Below are 22,978 nucleotides of genomic sequence, written 5' to 3' on the forward strand. Positions count from 1 at the left end.
CGCCAACAGTTAAAGCTTAGCTTATGAAAATAAAGAATATCCAGGAATATCGTAGTTTTTATAAAAATGAAATACGTCGCTTAAAATTAGCAGATCGTAATGAAAATTTTATCGGAAACTTTTTAAGTACGTCAGATTCTAATGAAGTAGAATTTGGTTGGTTTGAAATATATCATGGAGACAAGGAAGGTTACGGAAAAGCTGAAGCCGGAATTGAAAATTTCCTGCAAAGTTTCCTGGATATGGCAAAAGACGGGCAGGCTGTTTATGAGTTTTTGCAAAACGCTGTTGATGCAGGAAGTACTCATTATGCAATGGTTTGGGGACAAGACGAGCTAGACGGAAACCATTATGTGCTTGTTGCTAATAATGGTAAAATGTTTAATCTGGACAGCGTTCGCTCTATTCTCAACGTAGGTTCATCTACCAAAAGTAATGATAGTCAGACAATAGGTAAATTTGGTATTGGTTTTAAACTGGCACACCGTTTAGTAGGCAAAGACAATGGGTTGCAGGAATTAATTAACGAACAATCTGGGCCCATTCTTTTTAGTTGGAAGAATTATGAAATTGAACAACTGGCCAATGGAGAGACAGTTGAACCAGAGCCATTCAGTTACAATGCTAAAGCTAACCGTAATTTTGAAATAGTAGACCACTATCCCTGGTTGTTTAAAATCCTTATTACCTGTTTCCCTTGCCTTCCTGAAAATAACCTTGTTGAAGAGCTACCAAAGATGGCAGATGGTCAACTAGCTAAAGGCAATCCATTCAGTGGTGAGGAATACCATGCCCTTTCTCGTTGGGTTAAAAAGTATCAGCATATTTTAGATAAGGACAACTATAATGAGGGGGCTTTATTCTTTATCAAATTAGGTAAAGGCAAAGAAGAAGAGCTGGCGGAAGTGAATCTGAAAGAAGGCGTGAAATTTTCCATAGCTATTTTAAAGGAAACTGCGGCCGATGAAGAGCAAAAAGAAAAGTTGTTACATACAGTCCAGTTAAATGACAGTGAACCTATAACTTATCCTGAACTCCAATACATCAAACTGAATATTTCAAAAGAAAAAGATAATGATACCTATGCTTATATCAGGTTTGGAATAGAGAGCTATGAGGATTTGAGCAACGAACAACAACGAAAAATGGCAGACGAGGCTGACATTGAGGCACTGTTCGGATTTAGAAAACATTATGAAATTGGTGAGTATTTTAAAGGAGCTCCAAATTTTTATTTATATTTTCCCTTATCGGAAGAAGTTCATAATTTCAATTACATACTTCACTCCAATGCTTTTTATAAAGGCAGTTCAAGAACCTTTTTACATAAAGGCAACACTAAGGAAGATGGGATTAATGAACGCCTGCTAAAGGTTCTCGTTAACAAAATAGATGAGCAACTAAAAGAGCTTTCTCAATCCGAAAATCCAGATGACAAATCGTTGTTTCTGCATTTTTATGCATCGTTATTAACATCAGGGAAAAGCAACAGTCAACCTAGGCAATGGATTGAAACACCATACATAGACCCGGTAAACGACCGATTAAAACAATATATCCCTATATGCAACAATATTACTGATAATAACTATAAAACTGTTTCTGACAATCATGCTGTGTTTATTAAGAAAACAGAAATTGATATTGATCCAGATGTTTGGGGATTACAAGACGTAAACTGGTTTTATTGGAATGAGGAAAGTGTAAACATTATCTTAAAAGGAATTGAGAAACTGGGAATTAAAAACTACACCATTTTTGATTTACTCGAAACTGTAGGAGTTGAAGACCAAATAAACAATTGGCTAAGTGGAAATGAGAATAGAATAAAACTCGTATTAAACGAGCTGTCGTCCATTACACCGGATAAAGCTTTAATTGACCGCATAAAAACACAGTTAGTAGAATTAAAACTACTAAGATTTTCGAATGGTGAATTACTTTCTATTTCTGAATTTTTAGAAATAGAAGGCAATGGTTATTTTCTCTTACATAATACATTAGGTAGTATAAAGGATATTTTACAGAAGGTTGGTTTGATCACAACAGAATTGGATTTGAAAGAATTCGAATTCGTTGAAAAATACCGAACGTTCTTATTACAATCTTCCAAGCATAGTGGATACACTGAGCTCACTAAATTATTCAGCCAGTCGGTAGAAGACCAAAAATTGACCAAAATCCGTAAAGACGAAAAATTAAAAATATTTAATGCCTTTAGATCCTTTAATACTGATAATGTAAATGAACGGATAAGGGAACTTAAATTGTTTGAGAATAATCTAGGGAAACCCATTGTCTTTAAATCATTATTATCACCCCAGCCTGGTAACTGGCTCAACCTCTTCAGCATTTCTATTAAGGAATATGATGAACAGGTTAAAGCATATCTATTGGATGACAGGAAGGTGATATATGAACAAATTGTATACCCCTATTGGGAAGATATATTAAACTGGATAGGGAATAATCGCAAAGAGGTTACCAGTATATTTGAAGATATTACGTCGCTATTTAACGAAAGTAGTTGGTCGGAAAAACAACAGCATTCATTATCGAACCAGGACCTGATACTGTTTAAAGGGCTTGTAGTCAAATCTGATAATATCTTCTATAAAAGCACTCTTGCAACCTTATCTGAGGAGTCCTTTTCAAAGGTGCAAGATATTGCATTCAAAATTTACGGACTTCATATACCAGACAGTATTCTCATAAAGCATTTGGATAATACACCACTTTCTTATTCTAGTATTTTAGCAAACTTATCCATTGATGTTGAAAATATATCAATTAACGACATTAATGATTTATTGCTTTTCTGTATTGTTTGTGATATAGATTTTTTCGAGCACAATACGATATCCTGCGATGGAACCAGCTATTCGATTAACTATGGATCAAAATTAAAACAGTATTATGCTTTGGATAAGCGTATCGTAGATTATATAGGAAGGTATCATTCGGAACAGTTTATATTAATACCTACCACTATCCAAGTTAAAGCCGGGGCAATAAAAATGTCAGGTACCGCCTTGATAGAACGATTAGTTGAGCTGTTTTCGGAAGAAACAATAGATCAAGAACTGAATTTAATTGAACTGGTACTGAATGAGCGAAAAGAAGACAAAAAGCAACTATTAAATTCTTTGACCTATTTGAGATTAGATGCGCTTTGGCAGGAAGAACATCAGAACGAATTGTATTTAAAACTCATAGATGCTGTTATTGAAGAAACCTTAGAAACCGACGTTTTTCAAACCATACAACAAAAACTAATAATATACAATGGTGACCAGGAAGTTAATGTTGGAGAAATAGAAAGTGCGCAAGATGCCATAGAAGTCAAAAGAGGCGATAAGTTCATTTATCTTTCTCAATCTCAAATCTTAGATCTACAAAATTCACAGATTATAAATCTTGTTCAACATTTTCACGATGAAGCATTAAATAGAAGTTTAATTAGCTCTACTAAAGCACATAAATTATTTAAGATTTCAAGCGTTGGCATTACTGACGATCTGATTAATCGATTTGAAAACGTTCTCAAATCATTAAACTTGCTGAAGGACGCATTACCAATTACCAACTCTCATCAGCTAGCTTTTGTATTACTGTCTAATAAGTATGCGTCTTCTGAATTGAAAAAGTTCGCAGTAAAATGTCATGATAACAAATGGTATTTTCTGAAGGGCGAAAGAGTTATATTTTCTACGGAAAATGAAGCGCATATACATGAAAGCCATCTGTTAAATGCACAATACGTCGATTTACAATCTGTATTTTCCTTAGGAGATTTTGAAGTATTCAACTATAGCGAAAATGAAGATGATATTATAGCTTCCAAATTTTTGTTTATTAAAGGAATAGATCCTGACATTTTAAGTTCAGATAGCGAGCTTTTAGATAAGTTGGATTATTTGTATGATGGTTGGAAAGGAATATCCCCTGCAACAAGAGATTATAAAAAAGATGCCGAATGGAAAGATATCCTGGGTATAAATCCATCACACTATGTATTGAATGGAAAACACATTGAAAGTGAAATATTACCAGATGATTTTTTGGAATGGTGCAAGGATGAAAAATCGAAGCAAGAATTTCTAAGAAGTATTGGAGTTTTTGTAAAAGACAGATTTCTCGAACCGCTACGAAACTTTCTTTTGAAAGACACAGAAACGTTTCCAGAGGAAATTGACCCGTTAAAATGTAATGATACTATCTTACTCAATACACTTAAAGGATTATGTGGTGATTTTAATTCGTTGAATAATCAACCAATAATATATGATATTGTTAAAGATAAATTTAGAATTTTGATGCTTGAGCGTATTATAACGCACCTAATTGAAAGCGATGTTGAATGTCCTTTGCTGGTACATAATGATAGTATTTCATTTAAAGTTATAAACTTTTCCGATACCAAAATTTGGCAAATAGAAGACGAGCTACATTCAAAGCTGAAACAAACCGATCAGAATAATTTGAATCACATTTATTCCAGCTACCGCATCATTAAATCAGAATTACTGTCCATACAGAAGCTTAATGACCAAACCGATCAATTTAAGTTTAACCGAGAATTTACTTCAACAAATATAGAGGAACATGATGAGCCCTTTTACCATAATTGGAGCAAACATCATAAAGTTATACTCATAAAGCAGGATCAATTAAAATTTAAACTTTTTGATTCGAATGAAGAAAAAGGAATACACATTGGAACAATTGCAGATGGTAATTTTCATATTGTAGACGATGGTGAACTGACAACAATTTTTTATCCTAAGAGTATTTACCTGGAAGGGTTAAAATCAGCATTAGAGGAATCAGAAAGTTCAATAACTGCCTTAATTGAGGATTTGATTTCTAGAAGAGATGCAATGCTGGCGAGTATTTACAATGCCTATAATGCTGCAAATATAGACGATGTGAATAGCGACCACCTACAAGCATTACAAGAAGCTTTTAGAGCACAGAATTTAAAGCAAGAGCGTAACGATTTAATAGATAACATAAAGCAAAATGCAAAATATTCCTACGATTGGTTTATCTCTTATTTAGATTACCTACTTACTTTTAGTAACAATACGTCAGATAACAATAAGCAGAAAACTATCCGTTTCCAATCCATAAAACGTCAGATTGTAAATCATCTGATCTCCGGTAAATATTTTCTGTTGAGTGGTGCGAGTTCTTATGTCAGCGACTCCATAGAGGAAGCCAGCGACTTTTCATTGTCAATTACAATGAATAACAACAAAAGATTAGACGTAATAGTTGAAGGGGCACAAAAGCAAGGTCAGGATCTGTTGATCTTCTGTCCAAAAGGTATTCCTAATGATATAACAGAAAATCTGAATGCTGTTTTTCAGGCTGAAATAACTTTCGTTCCTCAAATTGATTTATTAAAAGAGCTAAGAAGTGCATTCGCAAATGAGAATAATTTAGAAAGGTGGGACGAAATAAACGAAAGTTTACCTTCGCTACATTTTATCTACGGCCCTCCTGGAACAGGAAAAACTACCACCCTTTGTGAAAGAATAATAGATATAAAAGAAGAACGTCCAAAATCAAAAATACTCTTTTTGACTCCCACAAACAAAGCAGCAGACGTTTTGTCCAAGAAGCTGTTGATGCCATCCGGGGATCCAAGGAATAGAATAGGTGGAAGGTTGAAAACACTGAATGAGTGCAATGAATATTTAACCATTACCCGTATCGGAAGGCCTACTGATCCTGAATTAGAAGCTTTGGATTTAGAAGTTTATCAATCTTCTGTGAATGATTCGGTACTTAGGTCAGCAGATGTTCTTGCAATGACGATTCATCGTTTGCCGTACACTACCGTATTTACGGAGGAGCTAAGTAATGAAATTAAATTATTCAAACTCGAGGAGCACTGGGATTATGTAATATTTGATGAGGCGTCAATGATAAACCTGCCATATTTGGTATTTGCCATAAAGGCAATATCCAGGTTCAGCCCAAAGGCAAAATTCATTATTGCCGGAGATCCTAAACAAATTCCCCCTGTAGTCGATGTAAATGATAAAGACCTTGAAGAGTTGGATATTCAGGATGAAAATGTGTATTCAATGATGAACATCAAAAGTTTTAATAAAGAAGAGCAGTTATTGAGGGACTGTGACTCTATTCAAAACTTGAACACTCAATATAGAAGTATAGGTAAAATTGGCCAGCTATTTAGTGAATTATCATATGGAGGTTTATTACAACATCATAGAGAAAAAATAGAAAGTAAGCCTAAGGAGTTACCATACGGACTGCAAAAATTGATAAGCAATAACGTGCTGTTTATTGATATTCCTTTAAATAACGAAGATTCCGTCTTTAAGATTAGGCAATTATTCTATAGCTCATATCATATATACAGTGCTATCTTAGTAAGTGAAATCATTAAATTCTTTGATGCAGCACTTACAGAGGATAAGTCATGGTCAATTGGCCTTATCGCTCCCTATAAGGCTCAGGCCGTTATGATGAATAAACTCATTGCCTCTTTCGGTATCTCAGAAAAAGTAAAAATTTACGCGGATACCGTCCATGGTTTTCAGGGGGATGAGTGTGATCTAGTATTCTTTATCTCTAATCCTAATAATTATTATTATTCAGGTCATCCAAAAAGTTTATTATCAAAGGAGTATATATACAATGTAGCTATTAGTCGTGCTAGAGACTACTTAGTTGTACTACACCCTTTTTCCGCAATAACTAACAATACATTCATTAATAGAATAAAGAATAGTTATCAGAATAGCTTCGAAACTCCGCTTGTAAAAAAAGCCTCCGACATTGAAGTCATTCTTTTCAAAGAGGATGATTTCATATATAATAATAGCTATATAACTGGTCATGATACCATCAATGTTTTTGGACAATTAGAAAAGAAGTATTTCATAAAAGCTAATCCAGGTGCAGTTGATATTCAATTGAGAAAATTGTTGGATGAAGATCGCCATTAAACAATCTTAGCAAGAATGGGCAAAAAAGTTTTTTAGTCTTTAAACTTGTGATATTAAGCAGCCAATAATTCACTCAGAAGCTTTAAATCTTCCAGCAGATGGTTCGAGTTTTGTACCATAAGGTTCCCGCAATCCTAATAATATCTGATCCCTTTGGTACTCGAACCATTTTTTTTGTAAATTATCATGATGACGCTAGATCAACTGAGAGAAATAGCCTTAGCTTTCCCCGAAGTCACGGAAGAGCCACACTTCGAAAAGATTTCTTTCCGGGTGAAAAAGAAGATATTTGCCACCTACGATGAGCGGCTGAAACAAACCAGCATCAAACTATCTGAGGTTGACCAGAGCGTATTCTGCTCAGGCGACCAGACGGTCATTTTTCCGGTGGGTAATAAGTGGGGCAAGCAGGGATGGACGTTGATCGAAATGGAAAAAGTGCATCAGGATCTGTTTAAAGATGCGCTCACGACAGCCTATTGTACGGTCGCACCGCAGAAATTGGCTGACCTAGTGAGAACAGACAAACTTTGATTCAACTGTTTTTCAAGTATCAGTATAGTGAAACAGCAGGGAGTTACTTTTTTAAAACTTAATAGCGATACTTTAATTGATGGTTATGCACTCTGTTCATCTTTATCGCCTTTAAGTAAAGCAACTATCGCCATGGAATGGCCATGACCCAACTGATAGTCTTCTTTTAACCAGGCGATCACCTGGGCTGCTTTAACTTCTTTCTTCAATTTGCGATCTTCGGTAAATCCCTTTTCTTCGGCAATTCTGCGGAAGTCCTCGGGCTTCAATCCTGTTTTTTCTAAAATAGTTTTGAGGTATCCTTGAAATGACATATATTTTTAACGTTTTTGTTCTTCTTCTCCAATATTATAATATATTTTGGTAATAAAAAATGGCAGGCAAACAAATTAAAGATAAAAAGACGGAAATAATTGACGGAGTCGCCATAAAGTATCATGCTAACGGTAACACCGTCTGGTCAAAAGGTAAAATTGTGGATGGCAAACCAGAGGGATACTGGGAGTGGTTCCGGATCGACGGCACACTCAAACGTTCTGGCAGTTTCGAAAATGGCGAGCCGATTGGTGAATGGATTACTTATGACAATACAGGCAAACCATATAAAACTTCCAAAAGGTGAATACTAATGCTCATTAAGAAGCATCCATGAGGTGCCGAATTTGTCACGGAGCATGGCAAAACGATTCGCAAATGGAGTCTTTTCCAATTTTATAAAAACTTCTCCTTCACTTGAAAGCAAACTGTAAATCTGTTCCGCTTTTTCCGCTGTATCCAGTCTGAGCGTAAGATAAGCACTACGCATAGGTTCAGCATCAGGGACATCTGCGCCTCGCACGATCGTACCTCCGATCTCTACTATTGCATGGAGAATTGGATTTTCCCATTCTTTCGGAAAATTAGAAGGGGGCTGCGTATGGGCTAACATCATATTAATTTTTCCACTTAAATGCTGCTCATAAAACTGGAATGCTTTTTCACAATGTCCCGGATAGTTGATGTAAATGTCAAGTTTCATTGGAGATTCAATAATTATATTTTTATTAATCTGTAAAAATAGTGCTTAACCTTTAAATATTAAAGGTGCGTTTGCGCCAAATAGAAAGGTTATCTGCGTCAATATTGCCCGTAGTTAACGAACTCTAATACTATCAAAAAAGGTAAGAATTGGTATCAGGTGTTCGACTGTAATCCCTTTCAGCCCGCTGAGCGGGTCTTCATCAAGAAGACCCGCTTTTTTTTTATATATCAACAATTCCCTTCTTTCATTTTCGAATAGTTTCAATAGCCCCCTCAGCCCAACTTTATTTTCTTCACTTTATCAACAGGTAAACTCATCAGCTCGCATATACTCAAAAGATGGTCGTGCACTTTAATTGCGCTGATGTTGTTGCGATTTAAATGTTTGTACTTTTAGTAATAGCAATAGTTGCCTGCCTTCGATTCCGCTATTAAAAATACCGGCAATCATTCCTCTTTGAAAGACTTCCAGCCAGCCGCTCCCCTGTTTCTGTTTCAAAAAGCATAGAGAGGAGCAGGAAATATAAACGGACAAGGTGGTAAGTCAGCATACCCCACCAGTTGACCTTAAAAAAAGCTATTTGCCATTTTCCGACTGACTCATTGCGACATATCCATTTTTTATATTGCTGTTATCCTCTAATAAGCTCCACGACTCATCAAATGCGTTTGCTTTTGATACAAATTATTGTAACTTGAATCATTGTAAAGCAGCACAAAACGTTTAGCATGATGAACAACACACTTCTGTTACTGACCTTCGCTTTTTCCCTTTTGGCATCGTGTAGAAACACCGCTCAACAAGGAGATGAGGCGCCGGCAGAAATCACGTCTAAACCCGTCATCACCGATAGCCTACCAGCAGCCGGAAGTGCTTTATCCAATGAACTGCCCGTAAAGAGCTTTCCCATTGTCGACAGCACCAACTTTGACAATTATGAAAAGGCAGGTAGCCTGAACCATCCTTTAATTAAACAATTAGTGCTGGAAAAATGGAAGCCCGATGCAACAGATTTCAGGGTCAACTACCAGGTGGTATTTTCGAAGAGATTTTCCTCGATAGCGGTTAGCTATAAAATGGGAGAACACGAGCTTTTTACGACCCTGATCAATTTTAATACGAAATATAAAATCATCGACAAGCTGGACATTGCCTACGACGAAATTGCGGAGTCTGCGTTTCGCACAATCAGCATCATCAATAAAGACAACATCACGGTGGAGCGCTGGAATTACATGAGCGAGGAGCCTTATAAAGAAACGGATATTTATGCGGTGACCGATGATGGAACATTTACAAAGAATAAGCGCTCTGCGATCAACAAATCTAACCCGGAGCCGCTTAATGCAAATGCGTTAAACAAGATTTACATCTTCAAAGACAGCAGCCTGCACCTGGCTGCGCAATGAGGGCAGACCATCGCATTTTAGGTTATCGTTCCACCCGATAGCCGTCGGATCGACAAGAAAAAATCGCAGCGAAGCTGCAAACAAAAAATATACGAATGAAATTGAGATTGATAACCCCATTAATGGCTTTTTCCGTCCTCACGATGTTGAGTTGTAGGCACACCAGGGCGCAACCGGGAAGTGAACAAACTCCGATACCGAAAAATAGCGATGCACGGCCTGTCATAAACAAAGTAAAAGACAGCATCATCCTGTCTCAAAAGCATCAACCTCATACCATCATCTGCAATCTGGACGGAGACCACTTAACGGATACGGTAAACATGGTACAAAATGTCATCAATAAAAAATATGGTCTGCAAATAATTTTTGGCAATAAAAACGTAGCATATTTAGGAATGGGAAAAGAGGTTTTGGGACAGGGATTTGACGATATGGACTGGGTGGAGCTTTTTGAAAAAGCGCCTAAAAACGGTGTTTATTATAATAATGTAAATGACGAGGGCAACATCATTACTGAAGATGAAGTGAAGGAAGCCGACAAGATCAGGCTGCCTAACGACGGAATTTTTATACACATGGCAGAAGCCTGTGGCGGCGGCATTATCTATATGAAAGACGGAAAATTTGAATGGATACAACAGGAATAAAAAACATGGCTCACACCCTATATCGCAACAAAAACCGGAAAACCTGAAAAGCCAGACGTACCAATTTTCAATTTTACCAAAATTTGGTAACTTTATAAAAACGTTTAAAGAATGAAAAATACATCCATATCACTCGGAACCTATTTCGACCAGTTTGTAAGCAGCCAGGTTGCCGCAGGGCGATATAAAAACGTAAGCGAGGTAATCCGTGCCGGGCTTCGGCTTTTAGAAGATGAAGAAAGTAAAGCTATTGCTTTGAGAAATGCTATTCAGAAAGGATTGGATAGCCCGCGAGTTGAAAATTTTAACTTCAAGGAAAATTTAAAAAAACTGAAAGCCGAAAAAAGAAAAAATGGTTAAGGTTATTTTAAGGCAGGAGGCCATTGATGACTTGAATGATATTTGGGCTTATACTTTTGAAAAATGGTCAGAGAAGCAGGCCGACAAGTATTATTCAACTTTGGAAGAGGCTTGTTTACAAATTGGGGAAAACCCGGAACTTGGAAAAGCGTACGAAGTAATAAACCGCAACTTGCTTGGACAGAAAGCAGGTAAACACATCATATTTTATCAAATCATCACTGAACAAGAAATTGAAATTATCAGAATTTTACACGAACAGATGGACTTGAAAAGCAGGATAGACGAATAAAATTTCCACCTGCAAACCGTTATCAAAACACGGCCTCGCACCGTTTGGCGCCAACACATCAAAACGCTAAGCAAAGCCCTGAGTTAGGGATGTCTATTTCAGAGCCATTTGAAAGCCTACCAGACAAAATACGTTCAGGACAGCAGTTGACGCAATTGGATGAAGCTGGACGCGAAGAAGTGAACGCACACCAAAAGGACAACATGAAAGAAAAATTGATGAAATGAGTATATGGCGATTGAAATCCTAAACAAATGAAAGAACATCTACTGCTTATCCTCTTTGCATTCGTGTTTCTGTCCTGCCACGTGCAGCCGGAGCAGAAGCAAAGCCTTGCCCGTCACCAAGAAGATCAAACCAAAAGCGGCAAACGCATCGCCTTGACAAAAGACTATACCCTTTATTTCAAAGAGTTTGACCCCGAAATGAAGCTTTGGCACCGACCGTGCCTGATAAAAGGCAAAGACACTTTGGAAATCCAATCACTCTCTGACGAAAACGGCAGCGAGCTGCAAATCAGCCTGTCGCCCAACAAAGAATTTGTGGTTTTGGACAACATTATTAAAGAACACGTGTACGAAAGCGAAACCGACAGCGTGCTGCATGAAAACTATACCTGCTGCATCATCCGCATGGCATCGCACCAAGTGATATTCACCATGCAGGAAGGATGCGCAGGCCAATGGAATGAGAGCAACGAGTGGGTATATGGTGGCGAAGTGTTGTTTCGGGGAAACACACCCAACCGTTGAAAATGCGGGAAGAAAGATGCCCCACAACGCCCGATGGCGCTACCATTCAGGGTACTTTTGATGAAATTTCGCTGGAAGTAAAAAACGGGAAAATTATCGTGTTTTTTAAAGTAAGTGCTGTCAATACAAGAGAAGGGCAATCGGCTTCGTGGTCAGAAACCGATTATTTTGAGTGGAATAGAAATGAACTAAAGCTCGTCGATAAAAAAAGATCAGAAATAGAACGCAGCACCTTTAGCGTGAACGGAAATTAATCATCCAACAAAAAAATGTTATCCAACGCACACACAACACGAAAGCCATTTTTACAAAGCCTGTTATTCGCTTTGCTTTGGTTTTTATACATGGCCTTTATCTTTCCGCATGCGGTTACCATTATCGACGAATGTTCGTCAACGCCCGGAAGCGACGGCACTTGGGCCGTAATTATTTTGCCCGCCTACCTGCTGGTTTTTGGCGCCTTGCTATATTACCTGATGCGGCACCTTAAACGCTCGCCGATACGCCTCCTATGCATTATTTTGTTCCTCATCGTTCTGCCCTGTTTGTACATTCTGGCAGGTTTTATCTTCTTTTCCATAGAAAGCATAGAAGCACTTGCCAGCAAGCTGAACGTTTGGAAATACTTTTATTTTTATGGGTGCTACAACGATGTTGAGGTACGCGAAACACCCGCTTTTCTTGTATCAGCGGTGCTTTTGCTTGGTTCCTTATGGCTATTTACAAAGGTAAGCACCCACACTTCCTTAAAACAAACTGAAACATTAAATCCACCACAACAATGAAAAATCCAAAGGGGCTTTGATAAAAATTGCGACCATTACAGCCAAAATGTGGTTTACCTGGAAGGCGGCATGGCTTTTTTCGACTTTCGCTGGCTGTAGCCGTCATCATCCTGTATTTCACCTGGGATTGGCGATCCCGCAAACGACCAAACCGCCAGCAATATCCGCCACAAAAGCTTTTTGAAGGAACACAACTAAAGGCAGCACAAATTATTTTTGATGAAGATGACCCCGCATTGGAGCGTTTTTTAAAAGAACATTCCGGAACAGCAACTTAAATAACGCGTCCCTTATTTAAGAATATATACAAAAAACTTAAATAAAAATTTCACTATTTAAGATTTTTGGTTAAAAACTTAAATAACATTACCTTTGTTTAAGGATTTTTAAAGAAATGGAATCGTTTTACGCAGGTCGGTATCAGAACCAAGGCGCTTATAAAAGCTTTGAACCAGGGTTGATTAACAAAGCCTGGAAAGTCACGGATATGGATGTAATCCACTTGTTAAGCAAAGCGGACAGGCAACTGGGACGATTAGATATGTATTCGCAGTATGTTAACATTGAGTTGTTCACTCGTATGCATATTGCCAAGGAAGCCACGCAATCGTCCAGGATTGAAGGTACACAAACCAGTATGGAGGAGGCTTTTTTGAACAAAGAAGAAATATCGGATGAAAAGCGGGACGACTGGGAGGAAGTGCAAAATTATATTGCTGCAATGAATGAAGCCGTGGAACAGCTCCACCGGCTGCCGTTTTCTTCAAGACTGATCCGGCAAACACACCGTATTCTTCTTCAGGGCGTCAGGGGGGAGCACCGTCTTCCGGGCGAATTCAGAACCAGCCAGAACTGGATTGGCGGCGCAACCATCGGCGATGCCTCCTTTGTTCCACCGGTACACACCTCAATTGGTGCGCTGATGTCGGACCTGGAAAAGTTTGCCAATGATGAGCTCAACCCGCTGCCCGATTTGCTGAAGATTGCGATCATACACTATCAGTTTGAAACCATCCATCCCTTTTTAGATGGCAATGGCCGGGTAGGAAGATTGATGATCACCCTGTACCTGGTAAGTAAGGGCATTTTGAAGCAGCCTATTTTATACCTTTCTGATTTCTTTGAAAAAAACCGGCTTTTATACTATGATAATCTCATGAAGGTCAGGCTGCACCACGATCTCCATCAATGGCTAAAGTTTTTCCTTACCGGAGTGATAGAAACCGCCCAAAAAGGTGTACAGACTTTTGATAGCATTATGCAATTGCAAAAGATTCTGGATAAGAAAATTAAATCGTTGGGTAGCAGAAGCGGCGACGCCAGAAAAGTGGTGGACTACTTGTATACACAGCCCATTATTGAAGTAGACCGGGTAGAGGAAATCATCGGAAAATCGAACGTAACGGCCTATAAAATGTTAACCGACCTGGAAAAACTGGACATCCTGAAGCCAATTTCCGGCGCACAGAGAAACAGACTTTATGTATTTAAGGAATATCTGGACCTTTTCAGCAGCAGATAAAATGATCTGTAAATGGGAAAAGAGGCCGTGCGATCCCATTTTTTGTTGTAGCAGCCCCCTATCGAGCAGATATTGAACTCTTTTAGTCGCATTACTTCTGGTTGTTTTTGGCGTTTATTTTTTAGAATTTGCATGTTGAATAGACTATGATAAGAACCCTATTTTCGATTCTTTTGGCCTTGGCCTTCATCCTGTATTTCACCTGGAACTGGCGGTCGCGAAAGCAGCCCAACCGCCAGCAATATCCGCCGCAGAAGCTTTTTGAGGGACGGCAGCTACAAGCAGCGCAAATCATTTTTGATGAAGATGACGCCGAATTGGAGCGTTTTTTAAAAGCGCACCCCGAAGTCATTGACCAGCTCAGCCCCATCAAAGGCCACACCCTGCTGATGTATGCTTCCATCATTGAAAACATCGATGCCATGGAAATCCTGCTTCAGCAAGGAGCCGATCCCAATATTACCATTCCCTACCATTGGATGACGCCACTATCGCATGCGGTGGGCATTAATAATTACAAAATGCTCAAACTCTTAATCAGGTACAGCGTCAACCTTAATCCCACCATAGGCCGTAGCCCCCTCTATAAAGCGATGTTGCTGGGGGGTGAAAAAAACGAACGTAAGATGATCGATTTCCTGATCGAAAATGGCGCTGATATGAACCACACTTCTTATCTCGGCGATAACATTATGGCCGAGGCCACACGTCTTGATCTGGAAACTGCTAAATATTTTTTGCAGAGAGGAGGCCATCCTAAAATCAGCGGAACAGAACTATCTCCCATGGCCGAATATCTCCAATGGAAAGAAAAAGAAAGAAGTAAGCGTCAAAGTCAAAATCGCAAATACGGTGAAGAATTAAGTAACCTGAAAAAAATCCTGCAGGAAAAATACCATATCCAATTCCCGGTTAAAAAAGATCTGAAAGAAGAAGCCAAACTAAATATAAAACTGTATGAAAATCTCAACGAAAGAGATAAACGTTCGGTCAACTTCCTTGAAAATTACGGCGAAAACCGGTATGAAAAAGATAAAAAGATCCTTGCCGAATAATTATCCGCGTGCTATATGTTATATTTTTATAATGAGGCTTGTCGGGATAAGCCTTTGCATCTTCTGAATAAAACTGATTTATGAAGCCTACTAAAGAAATATACCGTCCTTTGTTTATGAGCATGCTGCTGATTACAATGTTGGCAGCCTGCAATGGAAAACAGCAGAAATCAGCACCTGTAACAAGCACTGCAGACGCGGCCGCCGTTGACACCGTAAAAGCAATGTCAGACACTATACCAGCAGAAAATAACCGCAAGCATAGCGAACGCAGGCTCAGCTACCTGTTTTATGCCAATGGCGGATTGGTCGGTTACTTTAATGATGGTACAGTGGTGGGCTGCCCCCGTTGCGACCCGAATGCCGGAAGCTTAGAGCGTATGTTGACAATGAAGCCAATGGGTACTTATGTGGTTTTGGAAGATGGCGCATTACTGGTAGACGGAAGCCGCAAGGAATTTCCCAAAGAAAAAAAAGAATGGAACGAATGGATCATTTTCAATTCAGATGCCGAATGGCAGAATTTTATGAACGATAAGGACGATATCAGCTCGGCACGCAACCAGCAATGGCTGATGCGCTTTTTAAATGGATATGTTGCCTTATGTAACGCCATGAAAAGCCTGGAAGAACAAAAGAACTGGGTGTTGGCAAACACTAATGTTACCGCTGAATTTAAATCGGCCTACCGGAAATTTTATCAGGAAAACCCCGAACCCGATTTTGACCCGATATTGAATGCACAGGATTGTCCTGAAAAAATGGAGCTTCGTTCTTTTGGCTCAGAAGATTTTTACTTCACATTTCTCACCGGAGACAACAACAAGGATTTGCTGCAAACAAAAATAAAGCGTGTAGGGGATAAATGGTTGGTGGATGGTTGTGGCGTGATTAATATTCCTAAAGAAAAGATAACTGCAGACTGAGTAAGACAGCAAATGAAGATAACCAGGCCAACATGGCAACCTTTCTTTCCATCATCTTTCTATTTGAAACCCACATTGGCAAACAGGACCACGCACCATCTTATGCCTGGCTGAACAACCGATGTTCACGAGAAAGCCGTTGCGCTGGCCCTTGTAATTTCACCGGGGGCGTATGCGCTGTCCGTCGGTTTAAGATCGGATGCTTTCCTATAGTATTCATCTTTGACAGAACAAAATTGTATCTTTTGACCTATTTTAAAATATAGTTATAGACATCATGGGACAAATTAAAATATTTGGAATAAAAGAGCATTTATACCCCATCAGAGAACAGGTATCGGAAATAATACACGAGTGTGTAGTGGCTGCGTTTCAATATCCAAGAGAAAAGAAAGCCCACAGATTTATTTATATCGACCAGGATAGCTTCTTCTACTTTGAAGGCCGTACGGATAAACACACCATTATCGAAATCAGCATCTTTGAAGGCCGGAGTATTGAAGCAAAGAAGAAACTTCACGCACTTCTGTTTGATCAATTTGAAAAAGTGCTGGGCATCTCGCCGATGGACCTGGAGATAACGATTTTCGAAACACCTATGCACAACTGGGGCATTCGCGGAAAAAGTGCTGATGAGCTGGCCTTAAATTATAAAGTGAATATTTAGCGCTTCTATCACCTCTCTTTGAATATAAAAAGGACACAAGTCGACCTTGTATCCTTTGAATTATTTTATGACAATTGAATCAGCCGGTGCTAGTCTTTCACCCACTCGTAATCGAGCTGTCGCTTTTCCTGGTGAGCCGCCACCACACGGATACGGACCTTATCACCCATCGTAAATTTGACACCGGTGCGCTGGCCGATCAACGCGTAATCACTTTCCGAGTGTTTAAAGCTATCGTGTGTCGCCAGGCTGGTAATAGAAACCAATCCTTCGCAAAGATGATCCACCGTTTCGGCCCAGAAGCCAAATTTGGACACGCCGCTCACGATCGCATCGAACTCCTCTCCTACGTACTTACTCATGAACTGCACCTGTTTGTATTTATTGGCCGACCGCTCGCTGTCCATCGCCGCGCGCTCGCGCTCACTGCAATGTTTGCATTTTTCTTCCATGCGCTTGTCCGGCTTCACACGGTCTTCCAGGATCTCCTGTAAAATGCGGTGCACCATAATATCGGGATACCGGCGTATAGGAGAGGTGAAATGACAATAATATTCAAAACCAAGCCCATAGTGCCCTACGTTGCTTTCGGTATACTTGGCCTTGGCCATCGTGCGGATACCTAGTTGCTGCAACACCGCTTCTTCCGGCCTGCCTTTTACATCTTTCAACAGTTTATTGAACGACGCGGCAATCGCCTCCGCACTGGATATATCAAACTTATAACCGAATTTATTGGCAAACGCGATGAAGGGCAACAACTTCTCTTCATCCGGTGTATCGTGGATCCGGTAAGGAAATGGAATAGCTTTGTTATTTACCTTGATCTTGGACACATGTTTGGCCACGTAGCGGTTGGCGAGCAACATCAGCTCTTCAATGAGTTGATGCGCTTCTTTACTTTCTTTGAGAACGATCCCGATAGGCTCTCCGCTCTCGTCAAGTTTGAAACGCACTTCTGTCGAATTGAAATTAATCGCTCCTTCGTCGAAACGATATTTACGCAGCGCCTGTGATATATTATTCACGGTAAGCATCACATCCGCATGATCTCCCTGGCCTGTTTCAATAATCTCCTGCGCTTCCTCGTAGGTATATCTGCGATTAGAATGGATCACCGTTTTGCCGAGCCAGTATTGTTTCACCTCGGCCTTGTCTGTGATCTGAAAGATGGCCGAGAAAGCGAGCTTATCTTCGTTGGGCCTAAGAGAACATAATACATTGGATATATGCTCTGGCAACATGGGATTTACCCGGTCCGGAAGATATACGGAAGTAGCGCGCTGGTACGCTTCATTATCTAAAGCGTTGTCCGGCGTTACATAATGACTCACATCGGCGATGTGCACGCCAATCTCGTGGTTTCCGTTTTTCAGCTTCCGGTAAGAAATTGCATCGTCAAAGTCTTTGGCGTCCGCCGGATCGATCGTGAAGGTCAGAACACTTCTGACATCTTTTCTTACACTGATATCATCCTTCGTAATCACTTCAGGAATCCTGGCAGCGATCTCACTTGCTTCATCAGAAAAGCTTAATGCAAAACCGTTTTCCAGCAGTATATTCTTCATAGCCTCGTCGGCAGCATCGTCACCGCTCATAATCGTGACAATGGTCGCCGATGGCTTTTTGCCATCTCCACCCCAATCCAGAACACGCGCTACGACTGTTTCGCCGTTTTTGGCGCCGTTGAGATGCTCTTCGGCCACATATAGATCAGGTATGTTCTTGTCCTTATCACCCAGGATAAATGCGAAGCCCTTGTTCATCTGGACTTTGCCCATAAATTCTATGCGCTTGCGCTGCACAACTTCAGTCACTTTTCCTTTCGGCCGGCCTTCCTGGTTGCCGCTTAGGGCTACGCGTACCGTATCGCCATCCATTGCGTTTTTCAGACCATCAGGCGGGATCATAACATCTTCCTCCAGTCCTTCCACGATTACGAAACCGCGTCCGGACCGGGTAACTTCCAGGCGACCTTTCAAAGTATTGTCCGGCTGGCGTTTCGTCCTCTTGGCCGGTTTCTGTTCTTTCGTTTTCCTTCTCGGTTTATTGCTTTTGCTCATTCTTGTATTTTAAAGTGGAACGGTTGGACCGCGTTATCCATCACACACAGCGGTCGCAAAACGTTATACATCAACATTCCTGCCATGCTAACGATTGCTATCTTATCAATAAAAAAACTTTCATTGTCCCGACGTTTTTTCCGGCTGCACACCCACCGCTTCCAGGACGGCAGCGTCGAAGCCGGCTTTTTCGTCAAATAAAAAATGGTGCGCGATTGGCAAGGCATATACAGGCAGGGCAGACAGTCTAGCCTGGCCCTTCAATCGCATCGCATCTTTCTCGGTTGTTAAAATACACTTATTTTTGAAAGTCAGCTCCTGATATGTGCCCAAAATATCCCCAATATCTCTCTCACTGAAATGATGGTGATCAGGATAAGCCAGATGAGTTACCGCTCTACGGCCTTTCCCGATATGCTGCAGCAAGGGCGCCGGATTGGCGATCCCCGTGACCACTACCATATGTTCCATCCGTTCTAAAGGGCACTCACTGCCATTGAATAAATGGTAAGGCGTTCCATAGGCAATGCACGTGAAGAATACTTTCTGAAACGGCAACGGCCGCAAGGCGTTCCATATATTTTGCTTGTCAGCGAAGGACATGTCCGGGGCGCATTTGGTCACTACGATGATCTCCGCGCGGCGGTAATTACTTTTCAGATCCCGGAGTGAGCCGGCAGGCAAGTACCAATCGCGCGTAAAAAGATGATGACATTCTGTAAGCAGGATGTTCAGCGTTGGCGTAACGGCCCGGTGCTGAAAAGCGTCATCGAGCAGCAGCACCTCGATGGATGGCTGTTGACGTAACAGCTGCTCAATCGCCGGTGCTCTTTTTTCGCCCACAGCGATGGTCACCTCCGGATACTTCGTATGAAATTGCATTGGCTCGTCGCCGATATCATCTGCCGTTGTCGATGCATCCGCCACTAAAAAGCCTTTTGTCTTTCTGCGGTATCCCCTGCTGATCACCGCCAGGCGGCAGCGGTCTTTCAGCAATCGCATCAGATACTCGACCATCGGCGACTTTCCTGTACCACCTACAGACAAGTTACCGACACAAATGGCAGGTCTCGGCGGTTGGTACGAGCGCAGGATGTTCCGGTCATATAATTGACTGAATATAAAAACCCCTGTTTTGTACAACCATGAAAACGGCAGCAAAAAATAATTCTTCTTCTTGATTATATCCCTAAAACTCATAGACCTTCCCCGGGGTAACACAATAATCTAAAGGTACGTCAAATATATCTCGGTCTTCGATTTTCTCGATGGGATCATAATAACTCAACCCCACTTTGAGCACATCCTCGCGGGCATGCGATAAAAACTTATCATAAAAACCTTTACCGTAGCCTACCCTGTACCCGTTTTGATCAAAGCAGAGCAAGGGGAGAATCACCAGGTCGATATCAACCGGTGAGACGACTGCGGCATCGTCCAGCCGCGGCTCAGGAGTGCCATATTGGTTCAGCACAAACGGCGTGTCCGGTCCGGATAAGATCGCCTGCATAGTAAAGTCTTCGAAGTCACACACGGGATAAGCCACCTGGAGGGCCGGATGTAAAAAATGCAGGTAATCGACAATCGCATCCGTATTGACCTCTGCTTCCATCGCAGCGTACGTAAATACCAGCTTCATATCGGGCAGCGGAAGGCTTTGAAACTGTATAAGGATCAGGTCGTCCCATTTCTGGCGTTGCTGCGGCGTGGTTTCTCTCCGCTGCTGAACAAATAATTTCCGGGCCTCTGACTTACGCATAGTAAACGAATGTTTTGCCTTTGCTTAGCAAAATACATGTTTTATGCCAGATCCCGGCGAAGGGGGCTGTCACAAAAAAGGGAGACTTAAAAAAGTCCCCCCATTGCCCTTGTGTTTTTGCATAGAGTTAGCGTGTGTGTGTGTTGTTTCGATAGGTTCTTTTGCATTTTAACAAATACTAAATTCGATCAAGGTTTAACAGCTTGCGTATATCTTATTTTTTCATAGTTTACTTTTGATTGGATAGCTTGGTGAGCCATCACTTGATTAATATTTTTTTATTAGTTTGATCATATCCGAATCTGTCCTTACTCCATCTTTATCGACATGTACGATCTTAACTACAACCGTTTTTTCCTTTTTTCTCTCGATAGGAGCATCGGTTTTGTTACAGGATAAAGACAGACAAACTACACTGATCAAAGCTGTGAATAACAGACCTGCCTGTCTGGCGCCTTTTCTTTTTACCCTTGCACAGCCTGTCAGCAATAATGCTGCAAAGAGACCCGCAGCTAAAGCCGATCTACCGTTCAGACTTCCGCTAAAAGAATAATTCAATGATGCTTCAGAAATACCGTCTTCTGCTTTTGAATCCACTTTGCCAATGCTGTTAAACGGACCTCCGTCTACGGAAACCTGTACTTCAAAATAATCGCTATTGACCTCGGAAAGCGTCGTCCAGTTCAGGGTCAATATATCGCCCTTGAAAGAAGCCTTCATATTTGGTTCAGAAAAACTCACAGGAGCCGTGTTATGAAAATCGATATGGTAAGTAGCCGGACTGGCATCTGTTGCCCCTGCAGCATCAACCGCCGCAAAGGTGAACGAAGTGTTCGCAGACACGGACGAGCCGGGACGGATCTTCAGTAATTCGGGGTCTAGATTATGGATCACCTGGCCCGCAGTCACGGCCTGCCCTTTGTAGGTCAGTTGAAAATCATTATCAGGTAAATCAACAATCTTAATAGATTTGCCATTGCCTGACCAATCTCCTTTTGCAGGCTGTTGCTCCTCATCACTTACCTGGAACTGCGGAAGGGAAGAAAAATTAAGCTCACGTGCCGCGCTCTTGGTGACTAATTGATCAAAGGTCTGTGGAATGGCATTAACAGCGAACCGGATGAATAGCTGTGTCACAGCATCATTGGTAACGGTCACGGGTATTGTCTGTCCGTCGGCCATCCGGTCTGATGACTGATTGGCGATCGAGTCGCGTGTGTAAACATAACTGGAGGTATTCAGATTCAGCAATCTGATGGTATAGGTTCCCTCGCCTGTGTGCTGAATACTAAAGGTACCGTCGCTTTGTACAGGGGTTGATGTTCCCGCTACCATGGCACCTGCCTGATCAAATAAGGCCACTTGCAAAGGCCGCCCGCCCGTATTGACATTGGATGGTGGCGCATCGGCTTCGATGCTGTTTCCGTTGGCATCTCTTACAACCACACCTGAAAAACGGTGTGTAGCATTACTGGCAGTGCCACTGCATGATTTGAAGGACATCTCATAGACCACAAAGTCATCTGAATTTTCATTAGCGCCCTCGCCTTCCGGATCAAACTCCACTTCGAGCGTTCCTGTATTGGGTATATCTGCAGGAATCCTGAATGCTGTGGTCCGCTGCCCGTTAATATTGATATTGACCGTGCTGGACGCACCATTTTCAAAAGACTGGGTGACATTGTTGGTCCCATCTCCGCCACTGGTGGCTTCGAAGTATTCTCTCCCTGCATAAGAAACCGTAATATCAGCAGGTTTCCCATCTGCCAGCGCAGCATATTTAATAGTCACCACTGCGCCCTGTCCACGCGGATTGGCATCAGTGATAGGTAAGGTAAATGTTTGTGTATGGCTATTGTCAATAAATACAGTGCTGCTGCTGCCGGTATTCACCACTCCGCTTCCTGAACCAGCCCAGCCTGTTCCGTTGCTATTAGCCGCTGTAATCTTATTGATGTCTAAATTATTTGTTTGAGTGGCTCTGAATCCAAAGAGTCCGGTAGGCGTCCTCTCGACTGATCCGCATGAATTTTGCCCACTCACTTTAATAGTGCATAAAAAGAATAGGGTAAATATTGCGAATGATGGTATCAGAGTTTTGTTCATATCAGTGTCTTTTCAGGTTAGAGTCGTCTTCCGGTCTAGTGGACGCGGTTTGGGGGTCAGCTCTTTCAGACACAAATATACGAAATAATTATAT

The 22,978-nt window shown here is 41.0% G+C and carries 22 protein-coding genes; 16 read left to right on the forward strand and 6 right to left on the reverse strand.

Annotated features, from left to right (window positions below; all coding sequences use genetic code 11):
* Positions 1-23 precede the first annotated feature (23 nt).
* On the forward strand, positions 24-6,983 hold the full coding sequence (locus ACU37H_RS04320; protein ID WP_472703129.1) for an AAA domain-containing protein: 6,960 nt from the start codon (positions 24-26) through the stop codon (positions 6,981-6,983).
* A 186-nt stretch (positions 6,984-7,169) separates the two neighbouring features.
* Entirely contained in the window at positions 7,170-7,517 is a 348-nt protein-coding gene (locus ACU37H_RS04325; protein WP_472703130.1) for an MmcQ/YjbR family DNA-binding protein, read from the forward strand.
* Positions 7,518-7,600: 83 nt separating this feature from the next.
* On the opposite strand, the gene ACU37H_RS04330 is transcribed toward ACU37H_RS04325, so the two are convergent.
* Positions 7,601-7,831 carry a DUF4287 domain-containing protein gene (locus ACU37H_RS04330; protein WP_472703131.1) on the reverse strand — a complete coding sequence of 77 codons (231 nt, stop codon included), beginning with the start codon at positions 7,829-7,831 and terminating at the stop codon, positions 7,601-7,603.
* A 59-nt stretch (positions 7,832-7,890) separates the two neighbouring features.
* Here ACU37H_RS04330 and ACU37H_RS04335 point away from each other — a divergent pair, with 59 nt between their 5' ends.
* Positions 7,891-8,139 carry a toxin-antitoxin system YwqK family antitoxin gene (locus ACU37H_RS04335; protein ID WP_472703132.1) on the forward strand — a complete coding sequence of 83 codons (249 nt, stop codon included), beginning with the start codon at positions 7,891-7,893 and terminating at the stop codon, positions 8,137-8,139.
* Positions 8,140-8,142: 3 nt separating this feature from the next.
* Here the strand turns inward: ACU37H_RS04335 and ACU37H_RS04340 are convergent, their stop codons facing one another.
* Positions 8,143-8,535, reverse strand: a complete 393-nt coding sequence (locus ACU37H_RS04340; RefSeq protein ID WP_472703133.1) for a VOC family protein — start codon at positions 8,533-8,535, stop codon at positions 8,143-8,145.
* 731 nt (positions 8,536-9,266) lie between these two features.
* Here ACU37H_RS04340 and ACU37H_RS04345 point away from each other — a divergent pair.
* From ACU37H_RS04345 to ACU37H_RS04405, 13 genes are all read left to right on the forward strand, one after another.
* Positions 9,267-9,947 (forward strand): hypothetical protein, encoded by a 681-nt coding sequence (locus ACU37H_RS04345; protein ID WP_472703134.1) that lies wholly within the window; start codon positions 9,267-9,269, stop codon positions 9,945-9,947.
* Positions 9,948-10,042: 95 nt separating this feature from the next.
* Complete coding sequence (locus tag ACU37H_RS04350; protein ID WP_472703135.1) at positions 10,043-10,597, forward strand: hypothetical protein; 555 nt, start codon at positions 10,043-10,045, stop codon at positions 10,595-10,597.
* A 111-nt stretch (positions 10,598-10,708) separates the two neighbouring features.
* Positions 10,709-10,957 carry a type II toxin-antitoxin system ParD family antitoxin gene (locus ACU37H_RS04355; protein WP_472703136.1) on the forward strand — a complete coding sequence of 83 codons (249 nt, stop codon included), beginning with the start codon at positions 10,709-10,711 and terminating at the stop codon, positions 10,955-10,957.
* Entirely contained in the window at positions 10,950-11,249 is a 300-nt protein-coding gene (locus ACU37H_RS04360; RefSeq protein WP_472703137.1) for a type II toxin-antitoxin system RelE/ParE family toxin, read from the forward strand. The genes ACU37H_RS04355 and ACU37H_RS04360 overlap by 8 nt, the downstream gene beginning before the upstream one ends.
* A 44-nt stretch (positions 11,250-11,293) precedes the next feature.
* Positions 11,294-11,476 (forward strand): hypothetical protein, encoded by a 183-nt coding sequence (locus ACU37H_RS04365; RefSeq protein WP_472703138.1) that lies wholly within the window; start codon positions 11,294-11,296, stop codon positions 11,474-11,476.
* Positions 11,477-11,503: 27 nt separating this feature from the next.
* Positions 11,504-12,001: a hypothetical protein gene (locus tag ACU37H_RS04370; RefSeq protein WP_472703139.1), complete on the forward strand. Its 498-nt coding sequence runs from the start codon at positions 11,504-11,506 to the stop codon at positions 11,999-12,001.
* Positions 12,002-12,003: 2 nt separating this feature from the next.
* Positions 12,004-12,255: a hypothetical protein gene (locus ACU37H_RS04375; protein WP_472703140.1), complete on the forward strand. Its 252-nt coding sequence runs from the start codon at positions 12,004-12,006 to the stop codon at positions 12,253-12,255.
* 15 nt (positions 12,256-12,270) lie between these two features.
* Complete coding sequence (locus tag ACU37H_RS04380) at positions 12,271-12,786, forward strand: hypothetical protein (protein ID WP_472703141.1); 516 nt, start codon at positions 12,271-12,273, stop codon at positions 12,784-12,786.
* 26 nt (positions 12,787-12,812) lie between these two features.
* Positions 12,813-13,064, forward strand: coding sequence for a hypothetical protein (locus ACU37H_RS04385; RefSeq protein ID WP_472703142.1), 252 nt, complete (start codon positions 12,813-12,815; stop codon positions 13,062-13,064).
* 116 nt (positions 13,065-13,180) lie between these two features.
* Positions 13,181-14,308, forward strand: a complete 1,128-nt coding sequence (locus ACU37H_RS04390) for a Fic family protein (RefSeq protein ID WP_472703143.1) — start codon at positions 13,181-13,183, stop codon at positions 14,306-14,308.
* A 146-nt stretch (positions 14,309-14,454) separates the two neighbouring features.
* Positions 14,455-15,363, forward strand: a complete 909-nt coding sequence (locus tag ACU37H_RS04395) for an ankyrin repeat domain-containing protein (protein WP_472703144.1) — start codon at positions 14,455-14,457, stop codon at positions 15,361-15,363.
* Between the two features lie 80 nt (positions 15,364-15,443).
* The gene (locus tag ACU37H_RS04400; RefSeq protein WP_472703145.1) at positions 15,444-16,289 is read left to right on the forward strand and encodes a hypothetical protein; all 846 of its coding nucleotides are present in this window, start codon (positions 15,444-15,446) and stop codon (positions 16,287-16,289) included.
* 277 nt (positions 16,290-16,566) lie between these two features.
* Positions 16,567-16,956, forward strand: a complete 390-nt coding sequence (locus ACU37H_RS04405; protein WP_472703146.1) for a tautomerase family protein — start codon at positions 16,567-16,569, stop codon at positions 16,954-16,956.
* 89 nt (positions 16,957-17,045) lie between these two features.
* Here the strand turns inward: ACU37H_RS04405 and rnr are convergent, their stop codons facing one another.
* From rnr to ACU37H_RS04425, 4 genes are all read right to left on the reverse strand, one after another.
* The gene (rnr, locus tag ACU37H_RS04410) at positions 17,046-19,019 is read right to left on the reverse strand and encodes a ribonuclease R (RefSeq protein WP_472703147.1); all 1,974 of its coding nucleotides are present in this window, start codon (positions 19,017-19,019) and stop codon (positions 17,046-17,048) included.
* A gap of 120 nt (positions 19,020-19,139) precedes the next feature.
* Entirely contained in the window at positions 19,140-20,219 is a 1,080-nt protein-coding gene (lpxK, locus tag ACU37H_RS04415) for a tetraacyldisaccharide 4'-kinase (protein WP_472703148.1), read from the reverse strand.
* Positions 20,209-20,778, reverse strand: coding sequence for a 5-formyltetrahydrofolate cyclo-ligase (locus tag ACU37H_RS04420; RefSeq protein WP_472703149.1), 570 nt, complete (start codon positions 20,776-20,778; stop codon positions 20,209-20,211). Before ACU37H_RS04420 ends, lpxK begins: the two co-directional genes overlap by 11 nt.
* Positions 20,779-21,045: 267 nt before the next feature.
* Entirely contained in the window at positions 21,046-22,884 is a 1,839-nt protein-coding gene (locus ACU37H_RS04425; RefSeq protein WP_472703150.1) for a hypothetical protein, read from the reverse strand.
* Positions 22,885-22,978: the final 94 nt, after the last annotated feature.

This window comes from Niabella sp. ZPM-14 (assembly GCF_055693045.2).

What these genes read in the sequence shown, in the direction of transcription:
- ACU37H_RS04320 (WP_472703129.1), top strand. Translation starts at nt 24, where the DNA reads ATGAAAATAAAGAATATCCAGGAATATCGTAGTTTTTATAAAAATGAA.
- ACU37H_RS04325 (WP_472703130.1), top strand. Translation starts at nt 7,170, where the DNA reads ATGATGACGCTAGATCAACTGAGAGAAATAGCCTTAGCTTTCCCCGAA.
- ACU37H_RS04330 (WP_472703131.1), bottom strand. Translation starts at nt 7,831, where the DNA reads ATGTCATTTCAAGGATACCTCAAAACTATTTTAGAAAAAACAGGATTG.
- ACU37H_RS04335 (WP_472703132.1), top strand. Translation starts at nt 7,891, where the DNA reads ATGGCAGGCAAACAAATTAAAGATAAAAAGACGGAAATAATTGACGGA.
- ACU37H_RS04340 (WP_472703133.1), bottom strand. Translation starts at nt 8,535, where the DNA reads ATGAAACTTGACATTTACATCAACTATCCGGGACATTGTGAAAAAGCA.
- ACU37H_RS04345 (WP_472703134.1), top strand. Translation starts at nt 9,267, where the DNA reads ATGATGAACAACACACTTCTGTTACTGACCTTCGCTTTTTCCCTTTTG.
- ACU37H_RS04350 (WP_472703135.1), top strand. Translation starts at nt 10,043, where the DNA reads ATGAAATTGAGATTGATAACCCCATTAATGGCTTTTTCCGTCCTCACG.
- ACU37H_RS04355 (WP_472703136.1), top strand. Translation starts at nt 10,709, where the DNA reads ATGAAAAATACATCCATATCACTCGGAACCTATTTCGACCAGTTTGTA.
- ACU37H_RS04360 (WP_472703137.1), top strand. Translation starts at nt 10,950, where the DNA reads ATGGTTAAGGTTATTTTAAGGCAGGAGGCCATTGATGACTTGAATGAT.
- ACU37H_RS04370 (WP_472703139.1), top strand. Translation starts at nt 11,504, where the DNA reads ATGAAAGAACATCTACTGCTTATCCTCTTTGCATTCGTGTTTCTGTCC.
- ACU37H_RS04375 (WP_472703140.1), top strand. Translation starts at nt 12,004, where the DNA reads ATGCGGGAAGAAAGATGCCCCACAACGCCCGATGGCGCTACCATTCAG.
- ACU37H_RS04380 (WP_472703141.1), top strand. Translation starts at nt 12,271, where the DNA reads ATGTTATCCAACGCACACACAACACGAAAGCCATTTTTACAAAGCCTG.
- ACU37H_RS04390 (WP_472703143.1), top strand. Translation starts at nt 13,181, where the DNA reads ATGGAATCGTTTTACGCAGGTCGGTATCAGAACCAAGGCGCTTATAAA.
- ACU37H_RS04395 (WP_472703144.1), top strand. Translation starts at nt 14,455, where the DNA reads ATGATAAGAACCCTATTTTCGATTCTTTTGGCCTTGGCCTTCATCCTG.
- ACU37H_RS04400 (WP_472703145.1), top strand. Translation starts at nt 15,444, where the DNA reads ATGAAGCCTACTAAAGAAATATACCGTCCTTTGTTTATGAGCATGCTG.
- ACU37H_RS04405 (WP_472703146.1), top strand. Translation starts at nt 16,567, where the DNA reads ATGGGACAAATTAAAATATTTGGAATAAAAGAGCATTTATACCCCATC.
- rnr (WP_472703147.1), bottom strand. Translation starts at nt 19,019, where the DNA reads ATGAGCAAAAGCAATAAACCGAGAAGGAAAACGAAAGAACAGAAACCG.
- lpxK (WP_472703148.1), bottom strand. Translation starts at nt 20,219, where the DNA reads ATGAGTTTTAGGGATATAATCAAGAAGAAGAATTATTTTTTGCTGCCG.
- ACU37H_RS04420 (WP_472703149.1), bottom strand. Translation starts at nt 20,778, where the DNA reads ATGCGTAAGTCAGAGGCCCGGAAATTATTTGTTCAGCAGCGGAGAGAA.
- ACU37H_RS04425 (WP_472703150.1), bottom strand. Translation starts at nt 22,884, where the DNA reads ATGAACAAAACTCTGATACCATCATTCGCAATATTTACCCTATTCTTT.